Raw genomic sequence first — 26,021 nt, 5'->3', positions numbered from 1 at the left:
GCGGGTGAAATTGTTTTAAGTGCTAAAGGATCCCCTATGTTTTCCGCATTGTGCCGTCGCCTGCTCCCCCTGGCGTTGGGCGCAGGATTTGTCTTCTCCGCCGCCCCGGCATTCAGCGCCCCGGGCGAAACCGCCAATGCCCAGGCTCGTCATATCGCCACCTTTTTTCCCGGAAGAATGACCGGTACGCCGGCCGAGATGCTGTCAGCCGATTACCTCCGCCAGCAGTTCGCCCAGATGGGTTATCAGAGCGATGTGCGCAGCTTCAATACCCGCTACGTCTATACCGATAGCAGTCAGCGTAAAAACTGGCATAACGTCACCGGCAGTACGGTGATCGCCGCTCATGAAGGCCAATCTCGCCAGCAGATCATTATCATGGCGCACCTGGATACCTACGCGCCGCAGAGCGATAAAGATGTTGAAAATAACCTCGGCGGCCTGACCCTACAGGGGATCGACGATAACGCGATGGGGTTGGGCGTCATGCTGGAACTTGCTGAACAGTTAAAGAACGTTCCCACCCGTTACGGTATTCGCTTCGTTGCCACCAGCGGCGAAGAAGAAGGCCGGCTGGGGGCACAGAATCTGCTTAAGCGCATGAGCGATGCGGAAAAGAAAAACACCCTGCTGGTGATTAATCTCGATAATCTGGTCGTGGGCGATAAGCTGTACTTTAATAGCGGCCGCAGCACGCCAGCGTCGGTGCGCAAGCTCACCCGCGACCGGGCGCTGTTTATCGCCCGCAGCCACGGCATCGCGGCCTTCATCAATCCAGGGCTGAACCGGGACTTCCCGAAAGGCACCGGCTGCTGTAACGACGCCAGCGTTTTCGATAACGCCGGGATCCCGGTACTGTCGGTGGAAGCGACCAACTGGTCATTGGGCAAGAAAGACGGTTATCAGCAGCGGGGCAAATCACGCAGCTTTCCGGACGGCACCAGTTGGCACAACCTTCAGTTGGATAACCTGCAGTATATTGATAAAGCGCTGCCGGGGCGGATTGAGCATCGCGGACGCGATGTGATGAAAGTGATGCTGCCGCTGGTGAAAGAGCTGGCGAAGGCGGAGAAGAAGCCTACCTCAAAATAGACTAACGATAAAATCTGGCAACAAGGACTGTCGCCATGATGCGTTTTCGCTTTTTAATACCGTTGTTTCTACTACTGGCTGCCAGCGCGCGGTCCATCGCCGACAACCAGGTTTATATCTGGCAGCGCGTCTGGCACGACGGGTTGGATTTGGGCTCAGAACCCAGCATCGGTAAAACGTCTGTATAAGCGCTATGTTAAAAACGGCGCACTGTTCCCATGAGCCAAAAATTTTGGCAAGTATTGACTGGAACTGGACTTTGCCACACTAAATAATAACGTAAAAAAATAAAGTACAGGATAATAAGAATGGCGGCGCGGGGAACATTCCCTGAATGCGGAGCGCGTATGGGAAAAAACCGGTTAACCCCCGCTGACGCGGGGAACACATTCGCAAACATGTCGAAGCGTCCAGCGGGAGCTGGTTTATCCCCGCTAGCGCGGGGAACACTTCTTTTTGCTCTGCGGTGAGAAAGTGGATCGCGGTTTATCCCCGCTAGCGCGGGGAACACGCTGCCTTCTGAATCTCAGTTGGCTGCGTTGTCGGTTTATCCCCGCTAGCGCGGGGAACACTCCCGGAATACTGTTAGCACCCACAAAACTATCGGTTTATCCCCGCTAGCGCGGGGAACACCGTGCGCGGCGCTTGCCTTCGTCGGTTATAGGCGGTTTATCCCCGCTAGCGCGGGGAACACCATGAACTGTTGCGGGTTAACGCTGGAATCACCGGTTTATCCCCGCTAGCGCGGGGAACACCCAGGCGTGTTTAACAACGCCGCTGGCGGTCGCGGTTTATCCCCGCTAGCGCGGGGAACACCAGTGGTGCGGCGAAATTTTCACATACGCAGTCGGTTTATCCCCGCTAGCGCGGGGAACACGAGACTGAGCCAGCGTCGGAAAAAATCAACGGCGGTTTATCCCCGCTAGCGCGGGGAACACACTAACTGCGTGCCGTGAATGATGAGAATGGTCGGTTTATCCCCGCTAGCGCGGGGAACACTAAGCCTGTTCAGTTTTACCCAGGCAAGCACCCGGTTTATCCCCGCTAGCGCGGGGAACACCAGTCGTTACGGGCCAGTGAGCACGGAGAATGCGGTTTATCCCCGCTAGCGCGGGGAACACCGCAATGGCATTTGCTGCGTATGCCTGGCCAACCGGTTTATCCCCGCTAGCGCGGGGAACACTCGGCTTTCCTGGCCACATTTTCATTCGTGGTCGGTTTATCCCCGCTAGCGCGGGGAACACATGTCATAATCAGCTGAAATATAGACCGGTGGCGGTTTATCCCCGCTAGCGCGGGGAACACTAACTTTTCGCTGTTCTGCCGCGGTGCGTTGTCGGTTTATCCCCGCTAGCGCGGGGAACACAGGTTATCACGTCGTATGTCGTAGATGCTTTTCGGTTTATCCCCGCTAGCGCGGGGAACACGCTGACCCTGAGGTTGATTTTGGTTCTATGGTCGGTTTATCCCCGCTAGCGCGGGGAACACATGTTCACGCCGTGGCAATTCGACTTTCTTCCCGGTTTATCCCCGCTAGCGCGGGGAACACATGATTGTCTTAGGTGATGCTGCCAATACGTTCGGTTTATCCCCGCTAGCGCGGGGAACACCCTTGCATGAGGCGAATGAAGTCTTCGTCAGGCGGTTTATCCCCGCTAGCGCGGGGAACACCTCAGCAGCCCGGTTTATCAATTTTGTATTTTCGGTTTATCCCCGCTAGCGCGGGGAACACGGCAGCGAAGCGTTAATGTCGGTACTCGATGGCGGTTTATCCCCGCTAGCGCGGGGAACACGCAACGAAGGCAACGGCGGCGAATTCCAGATAAGGTTTATCCCCGCTAGCGCGGGGAACACTGAACCATGCAGACACAACTAAGCGTTGATAGCGGTTTATCCCCGCTAGCGCGGGGAACACGAGTGGCAGTGTAGATTTTTACGTTACTCATGCGGTTTATCCCCGCTAGCGCGGGGAACACTATTTGGCGTTAATCATCATGGCGAACTCTGTCGGTTTATCCCCGCTAGCGCGGGGAACACAGGATGAACGAACGCACTAGCGTGTTAGGGTCCGGTTTATCCCCGCTAGCGCGGGGAACACCGTCATGCTGCCGTCAGGGCTTGTGTGCTCAACGGTTTATCCCCGCTAGCGCGGGGAACACGTCACCGGTACCGATAACGCATTCGCCTAATTCGGTTTATCCCCGCTAGCGCGGGGAACACGCCAGAATAGTCGTTCAGAAAGAGAGAAAGGTAGGTTTATCCCCGCTAGCGCGGGGAACACCCGATCAAGCGCCCAAACAACCAGGGTATCACCGGTTTATCCCCGCTAGCGCGGGGAACACTCTAAATATATATATTTGTTTTCTATTACAATTTTCAGAGAGCAACAATTTACCAACTTATGTTCTACAATTCCTTTTTATTAAAGAACTTATAACTTACTGATTTTCAATGGGAAGGAAAGAAACCAATCTCAGGCCGTCCAAATCTACCGGACTACGTCGATTTTCTCCCCAAGTTTGAAACTCAAAACCGGACTCTGTATTCGTCGCCCAGGCCATAACAACATTTCCAGCGCCGCCTAATTGCGTAATCTGTTGCCAAATCATCTCCCGCACACGTTTTGAAACATCGCCGACGTAGACGCCAGCCCTAATCTCTAACAACCATATGGCAAGCCGTCCTCGCAGGCGCGGCGGCACGTTTTCCGTAACAACAACTACCATACTCATCAGCCATGCCCCCGATGCCCGCCGTCGCCGAGTCGCTGTGGCTCTGGTATCGCCGGCGGCAACATATCTGGCGCTGGCTGAGGCGGCTCAATCTCACCAGCAGCTAGCACGTCCTCAATCAAAGGAATGAGTTTTCCAGTCAGCTTAGTACTACGGAAAATATCACGGCAGGCCAGTCTAACTTCTCGATCGGGTTCAGCCGGTGCGCGAGCGGCAATTTCAAATGCCTTAGGAACGACGGCTTCAAATTTGATGATGTCCGCGATGTCATAAACAAATGAAAGAGGTTTGCCGCTATGTATAAAACCAATCGCAGGCGCGTAGCCAGCCGCCAGCACCGCTGCTTCTGATATTCCGTAAAGACAAGAAGTCGCCGCGCTGATGCACCGGTTAACTACATCACCCTTTTCCCAGTCTTTAGGATCATAATTACGCCCATGCCACTTCACGCCGTACTGTTTAGCCAATAACAAGTAAGTCTGACGGACGCGGGCCCCTTCAATACCGCGCAGTTGCTCAACAGAACGTCGCGCTGGAGGGGGTTCCCGAAACCGCAGCTCATACATTTTTCTCACTACTTTCAGACGTAAATCATCATCCAACGCTAGCTTCGCCTGATAAAGAAGTTTATCAGCACGCGCCCCGCCGGGCTGGCCGGAAGAGTAAACGCGTACTCCCGCTTCCCCCACCCATACCAGTAACGTACCAACCGTCGATGCCAGGCGTACCGCCGCATGAGAAACCCGCGTTCCCGGTTCCAGCATTATGCAAGCTACAGACCCAACCGGAATATGAGTACGTATCCCCGTCTTATCGATCAACACAAACGCGCCATCGAGTACGTCTACCTGGCCATACTGGAGAAAAATCATCGACGTACGGTCTTTCAATGGGATTGGGCTTAGCGGAACAAATGTCACTCGTCATCTCCGGGTTTAATCAACATTAACCCACAGCCAAACGCCCGGCTTTTCCCGTATCCCTGAATCAAACGTTGCAGGAATAACGTGGGTTCGTTAACCACCAGCACGCCGGAGTAATCCACGCTACTGAACTGGATCATCTGGCGCGATTTCACCCGCACAACCTGCTGTTGCCGATAGGCATCAACATTCACTTCACGCAGTGAAAACCCATTTTGCTCCCCCTGACGCGCCAGCCAGCCCTGCGCCGCCTGCTGCTGATGCAGCCAGATATCCGGGCCATTAACCTGCCCCCTTACCTGGCGCTTCGCCTCCATCAATAGATCGTGACGTTTACCGCCTTTACAAATCGTTGGGTTAGCACGCAGGCTAAAACACAGGGTCTGTCCTGCGATCAACGTTGGTGCAAATGGTCGATACTGAATATCAAAAATCTCACTTTCAGCGGGAGGCTCAAGGGAAAGAACAAAGAAACGAAACGCCCCCTGAAGCTCCTCCCGGCGATAAAGAAACTGCCGCTCCGGCCCTTCTGGAAATAACTCCCAGAGCCACTGGTGCATCGCATATTCACCGCGATCCACCAGTTGTAATAGCTGTGATGGTAATAGCTGGCTGGTATGCAGCGTTATTTTTGCAAGGTACACGGTTCCTCCTTGATGAGCAGCGGCCCTTGATTAACGGTACGCTCGCCAAACGTCCAGTGCTTGCGGCTCATCGGGCTGTCACGACGACGTAAGACTTTATTAGCATTCAGACCGACATGCTCGCCTTCCCACCAGCACTCAGGTTGCAGTTCTGCTAGTCGGATATTTATCTTGTTGAACTTTTCCCGATACTGTCGATACGCCTCGTTCAACACATCCGGTGCGGCACCCTCCAGCAACAACGGCGCAAGTGGCAAAGCCAGCGGGTGACTTTTTCGCCCCAGATACAGAGGAAAAACAGGGTGCTGTAATGCATCCCGCAGTTGTTCCAGCGAATAAGGCGCATCCGTCGTTTGCGTAAGCGCCACCATCCACCAGGCATCAGTGTAATAGTCCCGCCGCGAGATCAGCGCGCTGAGCAGTTCTGGATCGCTCAACTCTTCACGACGACAGAAATAACGGGCTTTACGCACTTCTTTCGGCATCTGGACCGTGTGATAGTCTCGCGCCCAGCGCGGTTCCTGACTGGCGCACAGCAGAAAAGAGTAATGCTGATTGAACGCGTTCAAGCGAGCTTCTTCATCGCGCCGGATACCCAGTGCTGCTGCCAGGAAACCTAGCAGTGCCGAACGCGAGGGTAGCTCGTGGCTATGGCGCACTTCGCCGGGCGCATCAACGCCCCAGGAGGCCATCGGCCCATGTAGCTGAAAAACCAAATATTGGCTCATAGCCGCCCCTTACGCGCAGATAAAGTCCAGTACGTCTTTGATACTTCCCTTCTTTTTCATAACGTCAAAATCGACACATGATGTCTGCTGTTCGTAAACGGTATTCATATTTTCACGCAGTTCAGTAATGCGTTTTACCGCAGCATCCAGCTGATTGGTGCCGTTGATCGGATTGTAAAATGCCGCGGCCAGCGAACGCGGTTGATCGGTGCCTTTTTCCGCCAGCGCCCAGGACGCATAGGCGCGGCTGGCGAAGCTGTTTTGCTTACCGGTTGGCGAGACTTTCAGCGCTGCCTCAGTAAAGGCACGTAGCGTTTTGTTCACCAGTTCCTCATTACCGTTCAGATTTTTCACCAGCAGATCTTTGTCGATGCAGATATAGGTATAAAACAGCGCCGAGCCAAATCCGGCTTCACCGAGGTGTCCGGCACCGGCATCCTCTAGCGAAGTCTTCCGGAGATCATCAACAGCGGTAAAAAAGTCATCTTCCACAATCGTTTCACTAACGCCGAAGGCGTGCGCAACCTGGCAGGCAGCTTCAACATTGAATTCCGGTTTATTGGCCAGCATGCGGCCAAACATGGCAATATCGACAGCCATACGATCGTGACGCAATAAATCCAGCTCGTCTTCGTTTGGCGCACGCTTTACTTCCGCCAGACGGTGCGTCAGGGCCATGACCGCATCAAACTCAGCCGGACTGATATGCACCAGTTGTTCGGTCTCGGTGTTGGTCAGCGGATCTTTTGCTTTTTTATCTGCTTTTGCCTTACCTAAGTAATCCGCAATTTTTGCCGCCCACTCGATGGTCTTTTTCTCATCAATACCTTTTTCAATAAGGATCTTCGCCGCTTCACGAGCAATACGTCCGCTACGGATACCGATATTTCCGGACAGCGCCTGTTCAAAAAGTTCGGAGGTCCGCCATGCGCGCTTCAGGCTTTGCGAAGTAACGCGCAGACGCGTCGCACCGCCAAGCACCACAGTTTTCGGTGAACCGGTGTCGTCGCGGTTCAGGTTGGCGGCTGGATAAGCGGTGAGTAAATGCAGCTGAATAAATGTGGTCATCTGATAGTCCCTTACTAATCGTCGTTGTTAGCTTCACCGGCCTGGTAATATTCCAGCGCCCAGCGGATACGGATAAATTCAGTCGGCCGCTGCTGGCGGCGGGTATGATTAAGCAGTTCGTCGTATTCACGACACCAGTGGAAGACATCGTCCGCCAGTGAGGGAAAGTTCACCGCGCCGTTAAGCAGCCGAACGGCACGGAGTAGCTGACGTAGTAGCTCATCAGGCGTTTTTACCGCAGACAGCCGGGAAAAACGCAGTTCGGACATGACCTGGTTATTGCCCGTCGTCTGGCCTAGCTGCGTGGCAAATTTCTGCCGTTCATCGATAGATTTAACGTGTGCGGCCAGCGACGCGGTTATCGCCAGCGCGGTAAAACGCCACTGTTGCCCTTCGACTTTCCATAACGTGTGAGTCTGCATCAGCAATGAACGAAATCCTTCCGACAGGCAGGCTTCATTGACCGTTTTGCTGCGCCGCAGGCTGGCACGCAGGCCGCGTTTTTCCTGTAAATCTTTGTGCCATCTGCGCAGCGTGGCCCTATGGTCGTCCTTCACAATACTCATTCAGCAGCCTCCTGCTTTTTCGCTTTGGCGGCTTTCGCGCTCTGCTTCTCCGCCGATTTGGTGAAATATTTTTTACGCGCCAGCATGATGCGTTTGAGATCGACGCCCTCATAAGGGTTGGTAAAAACATGGTCATCAAAGTAGCTGCGGGTAAACAGCCAGATATTCGTTTGCCACCGGTTCAGCCTTTCGTCTGCGTTCAGGCCGTTTTCAAGATCGCGAATAAGCTCAAGAAAGCGTTCCTGCGACAGATGCCAGAAGTCGATATCAATAAAGCTGAAGTCGCCGCGCGCGCCCTTGGCATCGGAATACCAGGCCTCTTTTAACGCGCTGCGCAGCAGGCTAAGGTTGCGCGATGCCGTTAGTGCCGCCGTGCGTAGTTCGGGGATAATATTTTCGGTTAATAGCAATGGGAAGTGATGTTCATACCAGCAGCGGGCTTTCATCTTTTCGAAATCGTAACCAAAACCCCACAGCCCAATCTTTACATCCTTCAGGCTACGCGCACCGGTTGTTTTGACGATCAGCGCCGGATATTCGGTGTTATTTTCCGAATCCTCTTCTTGATTCAACCCCAGCCAGTCGCGCCAGATAAGCCCGCCGGGCGGCGGTTTGACTGAAATGAAGCCACTACCCTCTTTACGGGGAAGACGGTAGGGTGTTAACGGGTGTCTCCAACCCACATAATTAACACCGTAGTTCTTCATGATCATCCAGCTAAGTAATTCATCGCTTTGCGTTTCACAGAGATCGCAGCGACCTGAATGGGTAGTATTAAAATCGAGGCGAATACGCCGCGGCATTCCCCAATAGGCTTGGAGAACATTCACTTGTTCTGGCGTCGTGTTTACACCTGTTGAAGGTTCACTAGAACGAGTGTTGGTCAGCCAAGGAAAAATAGCACCGTCATAATGGGCGGGCAGATACATCCCAGCAGTATCCTGTGGCATAACGTTCACCCATAATTTCCGCCACAGAGATGTTTGCCGGTTCTCCTGATACTCCAGTAACTCGATCAACGTAGTCATAGGACCACCGTCACGCAATCCAGTGCGATGTCCTTGGCCACCTGATGGAGCATTAAGCTGTAACGAGAATAACGCCAGCGCCGCGCAGTGCGGACAAAATCGCTCCGTGATGCCGCGCTTAACAAAGTGGTCTTTATTAAGTTTAATGGTTTGTGCGCCTGGGGTTTCCGGCAACAATGACGCAATAGAGACTTTTTCTCCGGTTAATGCTTCGAAATCCTGCATAAAAGAGGGCGTATCAGCGCCAAACTGGAACGCAGGCTCCAGCGGTTCCAGCGCTCGCTGAAGCACATCTGCGCTTAGCCCTTCGAACCAGACATCTTCCCAGCGAGAATGATTTTTCGGCGCCATGCTGCACTGCAATAAACCCAGCAGAAATTGCCAGGCCGCGCCCTGTAAATCCGCCCGCGCGGCGGCGATATCCACCACGTTTTCATCCGCCAGATTAACCGGCGCCAGCTTGCCCGTAGAACCGTCTTTTAAACGTACGGGGAGCCAGGGGGTAGTCAAAAGTGAGAAACTATCCATGCGAGTATCTGCTATACCTCCATCTTTCCAATCAACCCTTCATGCGCTGAATAGCCGCACGTTTCCAGATCCGATACTACAATTACTAAGGCAAACTCCTGATTCTGATGCTGCTCCGCGCACCACTGCTGGAGTCGCTTACCGTCAAGCAGAACGAAATCTCCACGGTGCTTATCCCACCAGCCCTGACGTACCCGCAGCGCACTCATTTCCCAGGCGTGCTCTCCTGGGGCATAAGGCATAACTGCTCCATCGACAATTTTCGCCAACCACAATGAAACCGACTCTTCGGCCAGACGCGTCGAAAGTTTCTCTGGCAGATAATCACTGCATTCAGGGCTGTAGCCCGGCGCAAAGTTGATAATGTTTTGCTTAGCAAATGCCCGGTCACAGTAGAATTTCCCCTCCTGCAACTGCTCCGTCTTCACGAACCCCGGTGGCATATCAACTTCTTCGCCATAGACAGACTCAATCAGCAATCGGGCTGACTGCGGCATTCGAATTTCCCCTTGTTCGCGCAGCACACGCTGGGTTAGCCACAGGCGCCCATGATCGGGGTAGACGTAGGCGCTGTTGCGCATAGCGTTTGAGAACCAATCCTCTTGCGGTTCGTCATCCCATTCTGGGGCGAAGATCAGCAGCTCTGGCGGGTTACGTTCGTCTCTTCCAGAAGCTTTCAATAAGCCATTACGATCGCGGATATGGCGCTGTAAACGACCGGCTCGCTGAATCAACAAATCCACTGGCGCTAAATCAGAGATCATTTCATCGACATCGATATCCAGACTTTGCTCAATGACCTGTGTGGCAATCAGAACCTGTCCGCAACGCTTCGCAACACCTTGTTTACCAAACTGCGCCAGCGCCCGGTTTTCAATGCGCTGACGATCGTAAAAGGCGAAACGGCTATGGAATAACAAGAGGCTTTCGGAAGGTACAACGCCTCGGGTTAGAAGCTGGCGATAAATACGAATTGCGTCATCAACGGAGTTGCGTATCCATGCAATACATTTTCCCTGGCCTATCGCTTGCTCAATGCGTTCAAGACACTCCTGTTCGCCGTGCGTCCAGTTAACTTTGACGCTGCGCTCAACTTCTTTACGGGTCTCCACATATTGAGAAACCACCTTCGAACCGGTCACCTGCGTGAGCCAGGGATAATCGTCATGGCCTAATAACGGTGCTTCTACCCGCCCCTGTGCGCCCTTAGCAAAAGCAGCAACCAGCCTGTCCCGTTGCTGCTGTGATAGCGTGGCGGAAAGCAGAATCGTGGTATTGCCATCGCTTGCCTGCTTCTCAACCAGGCACTCAAGGATCCGCGACATGTAGCTGTCATAGGCGTGAATTTCATCCGCCAACAGAATTTTATGGCTCAGCCCCAGCATCCGTAAATTACTGTGTTTAAACGGCATCACCGCCATCATTGCCTGATCAAGCGTACCAACGCCCACTTCAGCTAACAGCGCTTTTTTATTACTGTCGGCAAACCAGGCGGCACACCCCTGGCTGGAAGGCAGAAGATCGTCAGGCTCTTCTGAACCTGATAAATCTCCCGACCAGAGAGACTGCGTGAAACGATCCATTAATCCACGCGCGCTATGAGCCAGGACAAGACTTGGCCGAGAACCCGGTTGATACAGCGCCAGCCAGCTCTCCAACATACGATCGAACATGGCATTCGCCGTCGCCATCGTCGGCAGACCAAAATAGAGCCCCTGCGCCTTTCCAGTAGCCATCAGACGATGCGTCAAAATCAACGCGGCCTCCGTTTTTCCAGCGCCAGTCACATCTTCAAGAATAAATAATTGTGGACCTTCTTTATCAATATCCAGTTCAAGCGCTTTTTTCTGCAAAGGTGTTGGCTGTTGAATAAAAGGGAATAACGCTTTTATTCCGGAAAAAGGGGCAACGCCAGAGGAAGGAGGGAAAACGGTTATAGCTACTTTCGCTTTAACCAGCGCATGCTGCTGCCAGTATTCCTCGACGCCCATTGGTTTAGCGATTCGAGGGAAATACCGGATTGAAGAACCGACCCAGTCAGCCAGTACTATCGCAGCGGAAATAAACCATGAGAGATGTTTAAAAAGCGCAATACCGTCATCATCATCCCAAAAATCAGGAACCTCAATCAGTGGAAATAATGATTTAACCCTGATAAGAAAATCACGAGCCGCTTCTTTATCCTGCTGACGAAAATTTTTTAGTTCTGTTACTGAAGAAGGCGGTCGACCATGATGGCCTGTCGTAAGGGGCATCCAAAGCGCAATGGCGCGCTTTAACTTACGGGCAGAAAGAGAGGATTCAGGAAAAAGTTCAGAGCACTCGCTTAAAAAAGCATTCCAGAGCCAATATCCCAGAGTCGCATGCGGGATGGCTTCATAATGTTTTATATATTCGTCCTGCGCATTTAACTCTTCATGACGATAAAGCTGCTGAAAAGAGTGGGCAAACTTTCCAATATCATGCCAGCATAATAGCCATGCAAAAAATTGTGCCGCCTGTTCTCTATGATGAAGCCCCAGTTTATTAAGATAATCATTAATACTATGGATATTATCCTGCACCATCCAATAACCTACAGCGGCAACATCCAGAGAATGCCAACATAGCAAGTGATAATCATCACCGCCATCATCATCTCCGCGCAGGGATTTCCCCCAATAATTGAACATTCTCTATATTATTCCATTTAGCAGGCATATTTATTCAAGTATTATCACACTGCCAAATAAGAGATGTGATTTACATCAAAAATATTTTATCTTTGCGATGGAATTGATAATAATATCAATTATTAATAATTATAAAGACATCAATAATTAACAATTCAGGAAAAAATCCCGGCAGCGCCGGGACTCATCTCAACCTTCGTGCAGTCCGCACTCTCTTTTCAGGCCAAAGAAGCGCGTTTCTTCCTCCGCCATCCCCGGCTCCCATTTACGGGTGGTGTGGGTATCCCCTACCGACAAATAGCCCTGATCCCACAGCGGGTGATACTTCAGGCCGTGCTTTTGCAGATACTGATAGACGGTACGATTATCCCAGTCGATGATCGGCAGCACCTTAAACACGCCGCGCTGGATCGCCAGCACCGGTAAGTGGGCGCGGCTGCCGGACTGCTCGCGGCGCAGTCCCGCAAACCAGGTTTGCGCGTTCAGCTCCTGCAGCGCCCGGTTCATCGGCTCGACCTTGTTGATGTCATTATATTTTTCAATGCCCTCAACGCCCTGCTCCCACAGCTTACCGTAGCGCGCCTCCTGCCATGCAGCGCTCTCCTTCGCCCGATAGACCTTCAGGTTCAGATTGAGTTTGTCCGTTAACTCGTCGATAAACTGGTAGGTTTCCGGGAACAGATAGCCGGTATCGGTCAGGATGACCGGAATATCCGGGCGCACCTGATTGACCAGATGCAGGCTCACCGCCGCCTGGATACCAAAGCTCGAAGAGAGCACGTATTCGCCCGGCAGGTTTTCCAGCGCCCACGCGACGCGCGCTTCCGCGCTCAGCTTTTCCAACTGGCTATTGGTTTCCGCCAGCTGCAAAACACGATCGACCTTCGGTAATGCGTTCAGCGCGTTTAGATCGAGTATGGACATAAGGACCTCGTTTGTCTGTTTCGCCGGGCGGTACTGCGTTTGCCCGGCCTACAAAACCCACAGCCCCGGTAAGCGAAACGCCACCGGGCAGCTGGATGTTTATTCCCAGAAATCACGGGCTGGGTCGAGCACCGGGCGAATGATGCCCGCACGCACCGTAAAGTCGCCGAAGCCTTCACCCGCTTCGCGCTCTTTCGCCCAGCGCCCTACCAGTTCGTCGATCGAGTCGAGGATTTCCGACTCGGTAATATTTTCCCGATACATACGCGGAATACGCGTCCCGCTGCGGTTGCCGCCCAGGTGCAGGTTGTAGCGGCCCGGCGCCTTACCGACCAGCCCCACTTCCGCCAACATCGCCCGGCCGCAGCCGTTCGGGCAGCCGGTGACGCGGGTGACGATATGCTCGTCGCCAACGCCATGTTTGCTCATCACCGCCTCGACTTTATCGGTAAACGACGGCAGGAAACGCTCGGCCTCCGCCATCGCCAACGGACAGGTCGGGAACGACACGCAGGCCATCGAGTTTTCGCGCTGCGGCGTAACGGCGTTCATCAGACCATGATCGCGCGCCAGCTTCTCGATCTTCGCCTTCTGATCTTCCGGTACGCTGGCAACGATCAGGTTCTGATTCGCCGTAATGCGGAATTCGCCTTTGTGGATCTTCGCGATCTTCAGCAGGCCGGTTTTCAGCGGACGCCCCGGATAATCAAGAATACGACCATTTTCAATAAACAGCGTCAGGTGCCAGTTATTGTCGATACCCTTCACCCAGCCGATACGATCGCCGCGGCCGGTGAACTCGTACGGACGGATCGGCTCAAACTTGATGCCCGCCCGACGCTCCACTTCCGCCTTAAAGGTCTCAACCCCTACGCGTTCGAGGGTGTATTTGGTTTTCGCGTTTTTACGATCGGTACGGTTACCCCAGTCACGCTGGGTCGTCACCACCGCTTCTGCCACCGCCAGGGTGTGCTCCACCGGCAGATAGCCAAACTCGCTCGCCGTACGGGCGTAGGTTTTCTTATTGCCGTGCTCAATCGATAAACCGCCGCCAACCAGCAGGTTAAAGCCCACCAGCTTGCCGTTTTCAGCGATGGCCACGAAGTTCATATCGTTCGCGTGCAGATCGATATCGTTCTGCGGCGGGATCACCACGGTGGTTTTGAACTTACGCGGCAGGTAGGTCTGGCCGAGGATCGGTTCTTCATCAGTGGTGGCGACTTTCTTCTGATCCAGCCAAATTTCGGCATAAGCGCGCGTGCGCGGCAGCAGGTGCTCGGAGATCTTCTTCGCCCATTCGTAGGCTTCAGCATGCAGCTGAGACTCGTACGGGTTAGAAGTACACAGCACGTTACGGTTCATATCGTTGGCGGTCGCCAGCGCGTCCAGCCCCACCGAATGCAGCATCTGGTGCACCGGCTTGACGTTCTTCTTCAGAATGCCGTGGAACTGGAAGGTCTGACGGTTGGTCAGACGGATGCTGCCGTAAATGGTGTTATCGCCGGCGAATTTATCGATCGCCTGCCACTGTTTAGTGGTGATCACCCCGCCCGGCAGGCGGCAGCGCAGCAGCATCGCGTGACGCGGCTCCAGCTTCTGCGCCGCGCGCTCGGCGCGGATATCGCGGTCATCCTGCTGATACATACCGTGGAAACGGATCAGCAGAAAGTTATCGCCTTTAAAACCGCCGGTCAGGCCGTCGTTCAAATCTTCCGCAATGGTGCCGCGCAGGTAGTTGCTTTCGAGCTTCATGCGCTCGGCGTCAGTCAGTTTACCTTCGACCACCAGCGGGCCTGGATGTTTTTCGCTCATTAGTAGACATCTCGCTGATAACGGCGCTCAACGCGCAGCTCACTTAAAAATTCGTCCGCCGCTTCGGCGTCCATCGCGCCGTATTCGGCAATCACTTCCAGTAGGGTCTGCTCAACGTCTTTTGCCATACGATTGGCATCGCCGCAGACATAAATATGGGCGCCGTCGTTAATCCAGCGCCACAGTTCGGCCCCCTGCTCGCGCAGCTTGTCCTGAACGTAGACTTTTTGTTGTTGATCGCGGGACCAGGCCAGGTCGATGCGGCTCAGCACGCCTTCTTTGACGTAGCTCTGCCACTCCACCTGATAGAGGAAATCTTCGGTAAAGTGCGGGTTGCCGAAGAACAGCCAGTTCTTGCCTTCCGCGCCTTCCGCCGCGCGCTGCTGCATAAAGGCGCGGAACGGCGCGATGCCGGTGCCGGGGCCAATCATGATAACCGGCGTCTGAGGGTTAGCGGGCAGACGGAAGTTATCGTTATGCTCGATAAAGATGCGCACTTCGCCATCTTCTTCGACGCGGTCAGCCAGGAAGCTGGAGGCGCCGCCGGCGCGGGCGCGGCCTTCGATGTCATAACGCACCACGCCAACGGTGACGTGGACTTCGCTTTCCACTTCCGCCTGCGAAGAGGCGATAGAGTACAGGCGCGGCGTCAGCGGACGCAGCAGGTCGACCAGCGCCTGAGCATCCATCTGCGCCGGGGAGAAACGCACCATATCGACAATCGGCGTGGTCGCGGCGTAATGCTGGAGCTGCGCCTTATCGCCCACCAGCGGCAGCAGAGACTCGCTGCGGGTTAAGGTGGCGTAGTTCTCCACGATGTTGCCGGTGTTAACCGTCAGCTCGAAGTGCCACTCCAGCGCTTCGGCGAGCGGCAGCGTTTTGCCGTCAACCGTGACCGGTTCCGCGCCCGTCAGCCACAGCAGCTCCACCAGCTCTTTCACCAGAGCCGGATCGTTCTGGTACCAGACGCCCAGCGCATCGCCCGGCTGATAGCGCAGGCCAGAGTCGCCGAGGTCGATTTCAATATGGCGCACGTCTTTTTCAGAATCGCGGCCAGTGATTTTTTGATTCACCGCCAGCGTCGCGGTCAGCGGCGCTTCTTTGCTATAGGGGCTGGTGTGGATCTCGTTCACCGACCCGCTGGCGAGCAGCTGAGACGGCGCAGCGGCAGGCGCGCGCGCTTTCAGTACCTCAACCACCCGAGCGCGCCATTCGGCGGCGGCGGCCTGATACTCGACATCCGCGTCAACGCGGTCGAGCAGGCGTTCGCCGCCCAGTTCGGCCAGCTTGTTGTCAAAATCTTTGCCGGACTGGCAGAAGAATTCATAGGAGGTATCGCCGAGGCCAAACACGGCAAATGCGGTATCGGTCAGCTTCGGCGCTTTCTTCGAAAACAGGAACTTATGCAGCGCAACGGCTTCTTCCGGCGGCTCACCTTCGCCCTGCGTCGACGTCACCACGACCAGCAGCTTTTCGGAGGCAATTTGTTTGAATTTATAGTCGCCTGCGTTAACCAGCTTCACGTTCAGCTGCGCGGCCTGCAGATCGTCGCGCAGCGCTTCAGCCACGCGGCGGGCGTTGCCGGTTTGCGATGCCGAAATCAGGGTGATGGACGGAACTTCCGCCGCCTGGGCTGGCGCGACAGCCGCCGCGCCGGGCTGCTGATTCAGCGCGCCCCAGAAGTAACCAGAAACCCAGGCCAGCTGGGTGGGCGTGAAGTCGGTCGTGGCCGCCTGAAGGCGCGCCATTTGCTCCGGACTCAGCGGTAGCAAATTGGAAGGTGGGGCCTGTGTCGTCATGCGTCGTTATGTTCCAGTAAGCAAAGCTGTGATTCACGCCCTGTCAGCGCGATAAAACAGAAGAAAATGTATTTACTCTAAATAATTCGAGTTGCAGGCTGGCGGCGACACAGCGCATCCCCGGGAACTTACCGAAGTAAGTGGCCGAGTATTGCCAACGCACATGCGGCTCGAAGTATGACGAGTTGGTAGGTTAACGGTGCAAATAGTAACAACTAAATAAGGGATGGAAATAACAAATAACCAAATGAACTAACCTGTTTTAGTTATAGTTATTAACAACAAAATCGATTAAATAAGCACATGAAATATAAGCACTTAATTTGTATAAGTTGGATCAATACGTCTATTTTGTGTTCAGGGCCGTTTTAGTTAATGCGAAAAAAGGTGCTTTCCGGTACCCTACGGCGGTTTTTTGCCATATTGAGAATAAAAGATGTCCACCACGCTGTTTAAAGATTTCACCTTCGAAGCCGCTCACCACCTGCCGCACGTGCCGGAAGGCCATAAATGCGGTCGTCTACACGGCCATTCATTTATGGTGCGCCTGGAGATTACCGGTGAAGTCGATCCCCATACCGGGTGGATCATGGATTTTGCCGAGCTGAAGGCCGCGTTTAAACCCACCTACGATCGCCTCGACCATTACTATCTGAACGATATTCCGGGGCTGTCCAATCCGACCAGCGAAGTGCTGGCCAAATGGATCTGGGAGCAGATGAAACCGCGGGTTCCGCTGCTGAGCGCGGTGATGATCAAAGAAACCTGCACCGCGGGCTGCGTCTATCGCGGCGAGTGAGAGCGCCTTTCGCTGAAGAAAACCCTGGTAGCCTTGCGCTATCAGGGTTTTTTATATCACGCGATATTGAGATATTTATGCGTCTGCATCGATAAGCGCCAGTTGCGGGCGATACAGGTTTCAATGCACAGGCGCGTCGCGTCATCTTTCTGGCTAATCGGCTGAAGGGCGATAATGCGCGGCTTTTCATCAGCCAGCGTTGCCAGCAGTTCATCCAGCGCTTCGATATCGCGCACGCGTCCAACCGGATGTTTAATTTCATCAGCCCGCTGTAGCGCCTGCGAGAGCACATCATAGCCGCCGCGCATGTTCACCTTTGGCGACACCGTCACCCAGGTATGAGGCGTGCAGCGAACTTCATGGGTGCCGCTGGTTTCTATCTGGCAGCTAAATCCGTTTTGCTCCAGTAAAGAAGTTAACGGCGTTAAATCATGAATACAGGGCTCGCCGCCGGTAATGACCACGTGGCGGGCCGTCCAGCCCTGACGCCCGATGATGGCCAGCAGATCTTCGCTGCTTGCCGGGCCCCATTTATCGCTCTCTTTAGTTTTCGCCAGTATGCTGAACAGCGACACTTCCCGATCGGCAAGCTTATCCCAGGTATGTTTGGTATCGCACCAGGCGCAACCAACCGGGCATCCCTGTAAACGAATAAAAATGGCGGGAACGCCGGTGAAGTAACCTTCGCCTTGCAAGGTCTGGAACATCTCGTTAATCGGGTACTGCATAATCATCTCTGCTTAAGGTTGTGAGCGCGCATTATCGCAGATTTGCCCGCGCAGATCTTGTCCCGCGCTGCGCCGAGTGATTGATTAAAAATACGCCAGGACGATACTCCTCTGGCGACGGACAGATAATATTATTCAGCGACGGTTTTTTAATTAGCCTGATAATCATCAGGCGACTATTAAGCGGCATGGCTAAAATTTTTGGTGTAACAAAACATGTATAACCCTGAACGCTAAAAATAAAAAAGCAAAATTAAAAATAATAAATTTCAACGATGTACAAATGGATACATGAAATAATGAATTTATGGGATGAGCTCGGGGTCAAATTCGATCCACTGCGACGCCTTTCCTTAAAATAACCTTAATAAACCGCACGTTATGTTCATCCCCCATTGAATATCCGTTTAATTTTCCGCGCCTAGAATCCAGTCAACCAATACTAATGAGACTGCATTCATGAATACATTATTAATTACTGGCGCGACCGGGTTTCTGGGTGGAGCAGTGTTAGAAAGCATTCTTAATAAAATGAATGCGCCTAATCTATTACTGTTAGTTCGTGCTGATAATAGTGTAGCCGCCGTAGAACGGATTAAGGATAACCTGCGAAAATTCAATATTAGTGAAGCGAGATTAACGGCCCTGACGCCCCACAACATCCTGCTGGGCGATCTGGCCAATCCGCAGCCTTTTCTCCAGGATCCGCGCCTGAATCAGGTCACCCACGTGCTCAACTGCGCCGCCGTCGCCTCATTTGGTAACAATCCGCTTATCTGGAAAGTCAACGTCGAAGGTACACTGCAGTTTGCCCGGCGGATGGCTCAGGTCAGCGGCCTTCAGCGCTTTCTGCACGTGGGCACCGCGATGTCCTGCTCACCAGACCCCGATTCGCTGGTAGCGGAAAGCACGGCGTTCCGTGAACGCGCCGAGCATCTGGTCGAGTACACGCACTCTAAATCAACAATTGAACGTCTTATGCGGCAGGAATGCCCGACGCTACCGCTGGCGATCGCCCGCCCCTCGATTGTTGTTGGCCACACTCATCACGGCTGTCAGCCCTCCAGCAGCATCTTCTGGGTGTTCAGCATGGGGCTGATGCTGCAAAAATTTATGTGTTCAATGGAAGACCGCATCGACGTGATCCCCGTCGATTATTGCGCCGACGCCCTGATGATGCTGCTTATCAGCCCGCTGGCGCGCGGAGAGGTGGTGCATATTTCAGCGGGAGAGGAAAACAGCGTAAGGTTTGCGGATATCGATAACGCGATGGCCTCCGCCCTCGAACAGGCGCCGGTCGGCGATAAATACGCGCAGGTCAGCTATGAAACGCTGGTCAAAATGCGCCGTGAGCTGAAGACTATTTTTGGCCCCTGCAACGAGCGGCTGATGCTAAAGGCCATGCGTCTGTACGGCGCCTTCGCCACGCTCAACGTGCGGTTCAGCAACGACAAGCTGCTCAGCATGGGCATGCCGAAACCGCCGCGCTTTACCGATTACATTGACCGCTGCGTACAAACCACGCGCGGGCTTTCTATTCCGCAGCAAATGGCGGTAGATTTTAAGTAGTTACCGGTTTCGGGGCAAAAAAAAGCCAGCCCGAAGGCTGGCTTTTTCATATCAGAGAAAGACGGGCTTATGCCTGACCTTTGATCTCTTTACGACCGTTGTACGGTGCTTTTTCGCCCAGCGCTTCTTCGATACGAATCAGCTGGTTGTATTTAGCAACGCGGTCAGAACGGCTCATAGAACCGGTTTTGATCTGGCCTGCAGCGGTACCCACAGCCAGGTCAGCGATGGTAGCGTCTTCAGTTTCGCCTGAACGGTGAGAGATAACGGCAGTGTAGCCAGCGTCTTTCGCCATTTTGATCGCAGCCAGAGTTTCGGTCAGAGAACCGATCTGGTTGAATTTGATCAGGATGGAGTTAACGATGCCTTTCTCGATACCTTCTTTCAGGATCTTGGTGTTGGTTACGAACAGATCGTCACCAACCAGCTGGATTTTGTCGCCCAGTACTTTAGTCTGGTATGCGAAACCGTCCCAGTCAGATTCGTCCAGGCCATCTTCGATGGAGACGATCGGGTACTGTTTGGTCAGCTCTTCCAGGAAGTGGGTGAATTCTTCAGAGGTGAACGCTTTATTGCCTTCGCCAGCCAGAACGTATTTACCGTCTTTGTAGAATTCAGAAGCCGCGCAGTCCATCGCCAGAGTGATGTCTTTGCCCAGCTCGTAGCCAGCAGCTTTAACCGCTTCAGCGATAACAGCCAGCGCTTCAGCGTTGGAGCCCAGGTTCGGCGCGTAGCCGCCTTCGTCGCCAACAGCGGTGTTCATACCTTTAGCTTTCAGAACTTTAGCCAGGTTGTGGAACACTTCAGAACCCATACGTACGGCTTCTTTCAGGGATTTAGCGCCAACCGGCTGAATCATAAATTCCTGGATGTCGACGTTGTTGTCAGCGTGCTCGCCGCCGTTGATGATGTTCATCATCGGAACCGGCATGGAGTATTTGCCCGGGGTGCCGTTCAGCTCAGCGATGTGCTCATACAGCGGCTGACCTTTAGAAGCAGCGGCAGCTTTGGCGTTAGCCAGAGAGACGGCCAGGATAGCGTTCGCACCGAAGTTAGATTTGTTTTCAGTACCGTCCAGGTCGATCATGATTTTGTCGATGCCAGCCTGATCTTTGGCGTCTTTGCCAAGGATTGCCTGAGCGATCGGGCCGTTAACAGCGCCAACGGCTTTCAGTACGCCTTTACCCATGAAACGGGATTTGTCGCCATCGCGCAGTTCCAGCGCTTCGCGGGAGCCAGTAGAAGCACCTGACGGAGCAGCTGCCATACCGACGAAACCACCTTCCAGGTGTACTTCGGCTTCAACAGTCGGGTTACCACGGGAGTCGATGATTTCACGACCGATGACTTTAACGATTTTGGACATTAGGTTTTCCTCAGTACAAGTTAAACTAAAACTCCAGACAAACAATGCACCCGGATGGGTGCATTGCCGTTCTAACTCTTTTACTTCGCCTGACGCTTCTGGTACTCGCTAGCGGCTTTCACAAAGCCTGCAAACAGCGGATGGCCATCACGCGGCGTCGAAGTAAACTCCGGATGGAACTGACAGGCGACGAACCACGGATGGTTAGGCACCTCGATGATCTCGACCAACTGATCATCCCCGGAACGGCCCGCAATACGCAGGCCCGCATTTTCAATCGGTTTCAACAGCATATTGTTGACTTCGTAGCGGTGGCGATGGCGTTCGGTAATGGTTGGCTCACCGTACAGCTGGCGCACCAGGCTATCTTCGCCCAGCTGGCACTGCTGTGCGCCAAGGCGCATCGTGCCGCCGAGGTCGCTCTTATCAGAGCGCACTTCGACATTACCGTCTTCATCACGCCATTCGGTAATCAGGGCCACAACCGGGTACTTACAGTCTGGCACAAATTCCGTTGAGTTGGCGTTTTCCATCCCGGCTACGTTGCGCGCGAACTCAATCAGCGCAACCTGCATACCCAGGCAAATACCCAGATAAGGAATGTTGTTTTCACGCGCATAGCGCGCGGTGGCAATCTTACCTTCAACGCCGCGATAGCCGAAGCCACCTGGGATCAGGATAGCGTCTAAATTCTTCAGAATTTCGACGCCGCGCGTTTCCACATCCTGCGAATCGATCAGCTTGATGTTGACGGTAACGCGATTTTTCAGACCGCCGTGTTTCAGCGCTTCAATCACCGATTTGTAGGCGTCCGGCAGTTCAATGTACTTGCCGACCATACCAATGGTGACTTCGCCTGCCGGGTTCGCTTCTTCATAGATAACCTGTTCCCATTCGGCCAGGTTCGCTTCCGGACAGTTTAAGCTGAATCGTTTACAAATATAATCGTCCAGCCCCTGCGATTTCAACAGGCCCGGAATTTTATAAATGGAATCGACATCTTTCATCGAAATAACGGCTTTTTCTGGCACATTGCAGAACAATGCAATTTTGGCACGTTCGTTCGCCGGAATGGCGCGATCGGAGCGGCAGACCAGGATGTCAGGCTGAATACCGATGGAAAGCAGTTCTTTAACGGAGTGCTGGGTCGGCTTGGTTTTGACTTCACCCGCGGCGGCCATGTACGGCACCAGGGTCAGGTGCATAAACAGCGCGTTTTCACGACCGATATCCACCGCCAGCTGGCGAATCGCTTCAAGGAACGGCAGCGACTCAATATCGCCAACGGTGCCGCCGATTTCTACCAGCACCACATCATGGCCTTCGCCGCCCGCCAGCACGCGCTCTTTGATCGCGTTGGTGATGTGCGGAATAACCTGAACGGTGGCCCCCAGATAGTCGCCGCGACGCTCTTTGCGCAGGACATCAGAGTAAATACGGCCCGTGGTGAAGTTGTTACGACGGGTCATCTTGGTGCGAATGAAACGCTCATAGTGACCCAGGTCCAGATCGGTTTCAGCGCCGTCTTCAGTAACGAACACTTCCCCGTGTTGGATTGGGCTCATGGTGCCCGGATCGACGTTGATGTACGGATCCAGTTTCATCATGGTCACGTTAAGCCCGCGGGCTTCGAGAATGGCTGCGAGGGAAGCTGCGGCAATGCCTTTACCCAGAGAGGATACGACCCCGCCGGTCACAAAAATATAGTTCGTTGTCATGCTGAACCTGAGAAGTTAGGTTTAAAAGACGATGGAATAACCAGGACGGGAAAGCAGTATACCCGATCATGACTGACGCCACAAACTTTCATTATCCCTCCTTTTCATCAGGCCCACACAAACGCAGGGAGTGAGAAAATAGCCGCTTTTGGCGAAATGTTTTTGACGTAAATCAAGCGCTTGTTATTTAAAAAATCACACAAATAGCGCTTGATCACGAAAACTCTTTAGAGATCAGTTTCCTGGCGTTTTACTTCCTGCCACACCAGCTCCATGGTATCGAGGTCAACGCCGGTCATTTCCAGGCCTCGCGCGGCGACAATCCGCTCTACTTCGCGGAATCTGCGCTCAAACTTCAGGTTGGCTTTTTGCAGGGCAACTTCAGCTTTTACCCCTAAATGGCGGGATAAATTGACCGTCGCAAACAGCAGATCGCCCACTTCCTCCTCCAGTTTAGCTTCATCCACCACCGCCTGCTGCGCTTCGTGCATGACTTCGTCTATTTCTTCGTGCACTTTGTCCAGCACCGGCCCCAGAGAAGTCCAGTCAAAGCCGACCGCCGAGCAGCGTTTCTGGATTTTATGCGCGCGCATCAGCGCCGGCAGACTATGCGGAATATCGTCCAGCGCTGAGTGCTGGGACTTTTCCGCTCGCTCTGCGCTTTTGATCTGCTCCCAGCGGGCCAGCACTTCGCTGCTGTTCCCGGCGGAGGCATCGCCGAAAATATGCGGATGGCGGCGCTCCAGCTTGTCGCCGATCGCGGCGCAGATATCGTTAAAATCAAAGCGCCCCTCTTCCTGCGCCATCTGAGCGTAGAAGACGACCTGGAACAGCAGGTCGCCTAATTCACCGCGCAGATCGTTAAAATCTTCGCGGGCAATCGCGTCGAGCACTTCATAGGTTTCTTCGAGGGTATACGGGGCGATGGTGGCAAAAGTCTGCTCTTTGTCCCACGGGCAGCCGTTTTCCGGATCGCGCAGACGCTGCATAATGCCGAGCAGGCGGTCGATTTGGCTCATTGTCGTTTCCATTAAAGAATCAGGCCGGGGCGACCCCGGCCGACATAAAGAAAATGAAGTTAACCGCCGTGCAGGCGACGGGCGTCGATGACATCCGGTACCTGATTCAGTTTACCCAGCACGCGGCCCAGCACCTGCAGGTTGTAGATCTCGATGGTCATATCGATCGTCGCCAACTGCTGTTTGGTATCGCTGCGGCTGGCCACGCCCAGCACGTTAACTTTCTCATTGGCGAGAATGGTGGTGATATCGCGCAGCAGGCCGCTGCGATCGTTGGCCTGCACGCGTACCACCAGCGAGTAGCCCGCCGAGTAGCTCTCTCCCCACACCGCGTCAACGATGCGCTCCGGGGCGTGAGACTGCAGTTCCGCGAGCTGATCGCAATCCGCGCGGTGCACCGAGATCCCGCGGCCCTGGGTGATAAAGCCCACAATTTCATCGCCGGGAATCGGCTGGCAGCAGCGCGCAATGTGATGCATCAGGTTGCCGACCCCTTCGACCACCACGCGACCATTGTCTTTGCTGCGATTCTGCGGAGCATGGGTTTTCTGCTGCAGCTGCTTTAACGCCGCCGCATCCTGCTCCGCCGCGCTGGGCTTATTAAACTGCGCCTGCAGGAAGTTGACCATCTGGTTGAGGCGAATATCGCCGCCGCCAATCGCCGCCAGCAGTTCGTCCTGCTCGTTGAAGTTGTAGCGCGGCAGCAGATGCTTTTCCGCGTCCTTCAGGCTAATGCCAAGGTGTTCAAGCTCGTCGTCAAGGATCTGCCGCCCGGCAAGAATATTCTTGTCGCGGTCCTGCTTGCGGAACCAGGCGTGTATTTTGGAACGCCCGCGGCTGGTGGTCACGTAGCCGAGGTTCGGGTTCAGCCAGTCGCGGCTTGGGTTGGGCTGCTTCTGGGTGATGATTTCAATCTGGTCGCCCATCTGCAGCTGATAGGTAAACGGCACAATACGCCCGCTGATTTTCGCCCCAATGCAGCGGTGGCCGACATCGCTGTGAATATGATAGGCAAAATCGAGCGGCGTCGAACCGGAAGGTAAGTCCACCACGTCGCCCTTCGGCGTAAAAACGTAAACCCGATCGTCAAAGACCTGGCTACGCACCTCATCCAGCATCTCGCCGGAATCAGCCATCTCTTCCTGCCAGGCAATCAGTTTACGCAGCCACGCAATGCGATCTTCATAGCCGCGCCCGCCGCTGGCCGCTGCGCTGGCGCCCTCTTTGTACTTCCAGTGCGCGGCCACGCCCAGCTCGGCATCTTCATGCATCTGGCGAGTACGGATCTGAATTTCAATCGTTTTGCCACCGGGGCCCAGCACGACGGTATGGATTGACTGATAGCCATTAGGCTTGGGATTGGCGACGTAATCATCAAACTCGTCCGGCAGGTGGCGGTAGTGAGTATGCACTATCCCCAGCGCGGCGTAGCAATCCTGCAGGCGCTCGGCGACGATACGCACCGCCCGCACGTCAAACAGCTCGTCGAAGGCAAGATGTTTTTTCTGCATTTTGCGCCAGATGCTGTAGATATGCTTGGGACGCCCGTAGACCTCGGCTTTGACGCCCTCGGTTTTCATCTCCGTGCGTAAATGCCCGACGAATTCGTCAATGTAATGCTCACGATCGATGCGCCGCTCGTGCAGTAATTTAGCAATCCGCTTATATTCCGCCGGGTGCAGATAGCGGAAGCAGTAATCCTCAAGCTCCCACTTGAGCTGGCCGATCCCCAGGCGGTTGGCCAGCGGCGCGTAGATATTGGTACACTCTTTCGCCGCCAGCACGCGCTCATCTTCCGGCGCATCTTTCACCTCGCGCAGATGGGCAATACGCTCGGCGATCTTAATCACCACGCAGCGGAAATCATCAACCATCGCCAGCAGCATGCGGCGGATGTTATCCACCTGTTCAGAGGAGACCGAATCGGTATGGGTGGCTTTAAGCTGGCGTATCGCGGCCATGTCCCGCACGCCGTGGATCAGGGTAACGACGGATTTGCCGACGCTCTCCTGCATAATTTCTTCGCTGACGACGTTGCCGTCCGCCAGAGGGAACAGCATCGCCGCCCGCAGCGTGTCGATATCCATGCTGAGCATGGAGAGAATTTCCACCATCTCCACGCCGCGCCACAGCAGGAGGTCGGCCTGCGGGTGCCCCTGCGTTTTCTCTCGACAATAATCCCAGGTTTCGGCTAAGCGTTCACACGACTGCTGGCTGGAAATTCCCAGACTCGCGATCCATTTCTTCGGGTCAAATTCACCAGCTTTATTTAAATGTGCACTTCTTACCGCAACCATTGTCCTCTC

General features: G+C 54.1%; 19 protein-coding genes and 1 CRISPR repeat array. Of the genes, 3 read left to right on the top strand and 16 right to left on the bottom strand.

What is annotated here, in order from left to right; all coding sequences use genetic code 11:
- The first annotated feature begins 36 nt into the window (after window positions 1–36).
- Window positions 37–1,092, top strand: a complete 1,056-nt coding sequence (locus CMQ96_RS13485; RefSeq protein WP_004137323.1) for an aminopeptidase — start codon at window positions 37–39, stop codon at window positions 1,090–1,092.
- Between the two features lie 359 nt (window positions 1,093–1,451).
- Window positions 1,452–3,434: direct repeats of the CRISPR family, unit length 29 nt; unit sequence CGGTTTATCCCCGCTAGCGCGGGGAACAC.
- A 96-nt stretch (window positions 3,435–3,530) separates the two neighbouring features.
- Here CMQ96_RS13485 and cas2e read toward each other — a convergent pair.
- From cas2e to cysJ, 11 genes are all read right to left on the bottom strand, one after another.
- Window positions 3,531–3,824, bottom strand: coding sequence for a type I-E CRISPR-associated endoribonuclease Cas2e (gene cas2e / locus CMQ96_RS13480; RefSeq protein ID WP_004137319.1), 294 nt, complete (start codon window positions 3,822–3,824; stop codon window positions 3,531–3,533).
- Window positions 3,824–4,744 (bottom strand): type I-E CRISPR-associated endonuclease Cas1e, encoded by a 921-nt coding sequence (gene cas1e, locus CMQ96_RS13475; RefSeq protein WP_098066913.1) that lies wholly within the window; start codon window positions 4,742–4,744, stop codon window positions 3,824–3,826. The genes cas2e and cas1e overlap by 1 nt, the downstream gene beginning before the upstream one ends.
- Window positions 4,741–5,391, bottom strand: coding sequence for a type I-E CRISPR-associated protein Cas6/Cse3/CasE (gene cas6e, locus CMQ96_RS13470; RefSeq protein WP_064410882.1), 651 nt, complete (start codon window positions 5,389–5,391; stop codon window positions 4,741–4,743). Before cas6e ends, cas1e begins: the two co-directional genes overlap by 4 nt.
- A complete protein-coding gene (gene cas5e, locus CMQ96_RS13465; RefSeq protein ID WP_004137313.1) occupies window positions 5,373–6,119 on the bottom strand; it encodes a type I-E CRISPR-associated protein Cas5/CasD in 747 nt (248 codons plus the stop codon). Before cas5e ends, cas6e begins: the two co-directional genes overlap by 19 nt.
- 9 nt (window positions 6,120–6,128) lie before the next feature.
- Window positions 6,129–7,187, bottom strand: coding sequence for a type I-E CRISPR-associated protein Cas7/Cse4/CasC (gene cas7e, locus CMQ96_RS13460; RefSeq protein WP_098066912.1), 1,059 nt, complete (start codon window positions 7,185–7,187; stop codon window positions 6,129–6,131).
- A 14-nt stretch (window positions 7,188–7,201) separates the two neighbouring features.
- Window positions 7,202–7,753 carry a type I-E CRISPR-associated protein Cse2/CasB gene (casB, locus tag CMQ96_RS13455; RefSeq protein WP_004137309.1) on the bottom strand — a complete coding sequence of 184 codons (552 nt, stop codon included), beginning with the start codon at window positions 7,751–7,753 and terminating at the stop codon, window positions 7,202–7,204.
- Window positions 7,750–9,309, bottom strand: a complete 1,560-nt coding sequence (gene casA / locus CMQ96_RS13450; RefSeq protein ID WP_004137307.1) for a type I-E CRISPR-associated protein Cse1/CasA — start codon at window positions 9,307–9,309, stop codon at window positions 7,750–7,752. Before casA ends, casB begins: the two co-directional genes overlap by 4 nt.
- An 11-nt stretch (window positions 9,310–9,320) precedes the next feature.
- Window positions 9,321–11,981, bottom strand: a complete 2,661-nt coding sequence (locus CMQ96_RS13445) for a CRISPR-associated helicase/endonuclease Cas3 (RefSeq protein WP_098066911.1) — start codon at window positions 11,979–11,981, stop codon at window positions 9,321–9,323.
- Window positions 11,982–12,170: 189 nt separating this feature from the next.
- Window positions 12,171–12,905 carry a phosphoadenosine phosphosulfate reductase gene (gene cysH, locus CMQ96_RS13440; RefSeq protein WP_024358494.1) on the bottom strand — a complete coding sequence of 245 codons (735 nt, stop codon included), beginning with the start codon at window positions 12,903–12,905 and terminating at the stop codon, window positions 12,171–12,173.
- Between the two features lie 99 nt (window positions 12,906–13,004).
- On the bottom strand, window positions 13,005–14,717 hold the full coding sequence (gene cysI / locus CMQ96_RS13435) for an assimilatory sulfite reductase (NADPH) hemoprotein subunit (RefSeq protein WP_004137301.1): 1,713 nt from the start codon (window positions 14,715–14,717) through the stop codon (window positions 13,005–13,007).
- A complete protein-coding gene (cysJ, locus tag CMQ96_RS13430) occupies window positions 14,717–16,516 on the bottom strand; it encodes an NADPH-dependent assimilatory sulfite reductase flavoprotein subunit (protein ID WP_004137299.1) in 1,800 nt (599 codons plus the stop codon). Before cysJ ends, cysI begins: the two co-directional genes overlap by 1 nt.
- Window positions 16,517–16,952: 436 nt before the next feature.
- On the opposite strand from cysJ, the gene queD reads away from it, so the two are divergent.
- Window positions 16,953–17,315 (top strand): 6-carboxytetrahydropterin synthase QueD, encoded by a 363-nt coding sequence (queD, locus tag CMQ96_RS13420; RefSeq protein WP_004137297.1) that lies wholly within the window; start codon window positions 16,953–16,955, stop codon window positions 17,313–17,315.
- Window positions 17,316–17,371: 56 nt separating this feature from the next.
- Here the strand turns inward: queD and queE are convergent, their stop codons facing one another.
- A complete protein-coding gene (gene queE / locus CMQ96_RS13415; RefSeq protein WP_004124321.1) occupies window positions 17,372–18,043 on the bottom strand; it encodes a 7-carboxy-7-deazaguanine synthase QueE in 672 nt (223 codons plus the stop codon).
- Window positions 18,044–18,502: 459 nt separating this feature from the next.
- Between queE and CMQ96_RS13410 the strand changes: the two genes are divergently transcribed.
- Complete coding sequence (locus CMQ96_RS13410) at window positions 18,503–19,612, top strand: SDR family oxidoreductase (RefSeq protein WP_004137295.1); 1,110 nt, start codon at window positions 18,503–18,505, stop codon at window positions 19,610–19,612.
- 67 nt (window positions 19,613–19,679) lie between these two features.
- Here CMQ96_RS13410 and eno read toward each other — a convergent pair whose 3' ends face one another.
- From eno to relA, 4 genes are all read right to left on the bottom strand, one after another.
- Window positions 19,680–20,978: a phosphopyruvate hydratase gene (eno, locus tag CMQ96_RS13405; RefSeq protein WP_004124327.1), complete on the bottom strand. Its 1,299-nt coding sequence runs from the start codon at window positions 20,976–20,978 to the stop codon at window positions 19,680–19,682.
- 80 nt (window positions 20,979–21,058) lie between these two features.
- Window positions 21,059–22,696 (bottom strand): glutamine hydrolyzing CTP synthase, encoded by a 1,638-nt coding sequence (gene pyrG / locus CMQ96_RS13400; RefSeq protein ID WP_004124328.1) that lies wholly within the window; start codon window positions 22,694–22,696, stop codon window positions 21,059–21,061.
- Between the two features lie 227 nt (window positions 22,697–22,923).
- Window positions 22,924–23,715, bottom strand: a complete 792-nt coding sequence (mazG, locus tag CMQ96_RS13395; protein WP_024358506.1) for a nucleoside triphosphate pyrophosphohydrolase — start codon at window positions 23,713–23,715, stop codon at window positions 22,924–22,926.
- Window positions 23,716–23,774: 59 nt separating this feature from the next.
- Entirely contained in the window at window positions 23,775–26,012 is a 2,238-nt protein-coding gene (relA, locus tag CMQ96_RS13390; RefSeq protein ID WP_004137289.1) for a GTP diphosphokinase, read from the bottom strand.
- Window positions 26,013–26,021 lie beyond the last annotated feature (9 nt).

Origin of the sequence: Klebsiella sp. MBT K-1 (assembly GCF_002556465.1) — a bacterium.
Lineage (GTDB): Bacteria > Pseudomonadota > Gammaproteobacteria > Enterobacterales > Enterobacteriaceae > Klebsiella > Klebsiella grimontii.
Note: the sequence above shows the minus strand (reverse complement) of the source record. Positions and strands in the feature narration are given on the sequence as shown.

Coding starts and splice junctions, on each gene's coding strand:
- queD (WP_004137297.1), top strand. CDS start 16,953: ATGTCCACCACGCTGTTTAAAGATTTCACCTTCGAAGCCGCTCACCAC.
- cysH (WP_024358494.1), bottom strand. CDS start 12,905: ATGTCCATACTCGATCTAAACGCGCTGAACGCATTACCGAAGGTCGAT.
- relA (WP_004137289.1), bottom strand. CDS start 26,012: ATGGTTGCGGTAAGAAGTGCACATTTAAATAAAGCTGGTGAATTTGAC.
- CMQ96_RS13485 (WP_004137323.1), top strand. CDS start 37: ATGTTTTCCGCATTGTGCCGTCGCCTGCTCCCCCTGGCGTTGGGCGCA.
- pyrG (WP_004124328.1), bottom strand. CDS start 22,696: ATGACAACGAACTATATTTTTGTGACCGGCGGGGTCGTATCCTCTCTG.
- casB (WP_004137309.1), bottom strand. CDS start 7,753: ATGAGTATTGTGAAGGACGACCATAGGGCCACGCTGCGCAGATGGCAC.
- CMQ96_RS13445 (WP_098066911.1), bottom strand. CDS start 11,981: ATGTTCAATTATTGGGGGAAATCCCTGCGCGGAGATGATGATGGCGGT.
- mazG (WP_024358506.1), bottom strand. CDS start 23,715: ATGAGCCAAATCGACCGCCTGCTCGGCATTATGCAGCGTCTGCGCGAT.
- eno (WP_004124327.1), bottom strand. CDS start 20,978: ATGTCCAAAATCGTTAAAGTCATCGGTCGTGAAATCATCGACTCCCGT.
- cysJ (WP_004137299.1), bottom strand. CDS start 16,516: ATGACGACACAGGCCCCACCTTCCAATTTGCTACCGCTGAGTCCGGAG.
- cas2e (WP_004137319.1), bottom strand. CDS start 3,824: ATGAGTATGGTAGTTGTTGTTACGGAAAACGTGCCGCCGCGCCTGCGA.
- queE (WP_004124321.1), bottom strand. CDS start 18,043: ATGCAGTACCCGATTAACGAGATGTTCCAGACCTTGCAAGGCGAAGGT.
- cas7e (WP_098066912.1), bottom strand. CDS start 7,187: ATGACCACATTTATTCAGCTGCATTTACTCACCGCTTATCCAGCCGCC.
- cas5e (WP_004137313.1), bottom strand. CDS start 6,119: ATGAGCCAATATTTGGTTTTTCAGCTACATGGGCCGATGGCCTCCTGG.
- casA (WP_004137307.1), bottom strand. CDS start 9,309: ATGGATAGTTTCTCACTTTTGACTACCCCCTGGCTCCCCGTACGTTTA.
- CMQ96_RS13410 (WP_004137295.1), top strand. CDS start 18,503: ATGAATACATTATTAATTACTGGCGCGACCGGGTTTCTGGGTGGAGCA.
- cysI (WP_004137301.1), bottom strand. CDS start 14,717: ATGAGCGAAAAACATCCAGGCCCGCTGGTGGTCGAAGGTAAACTGACT.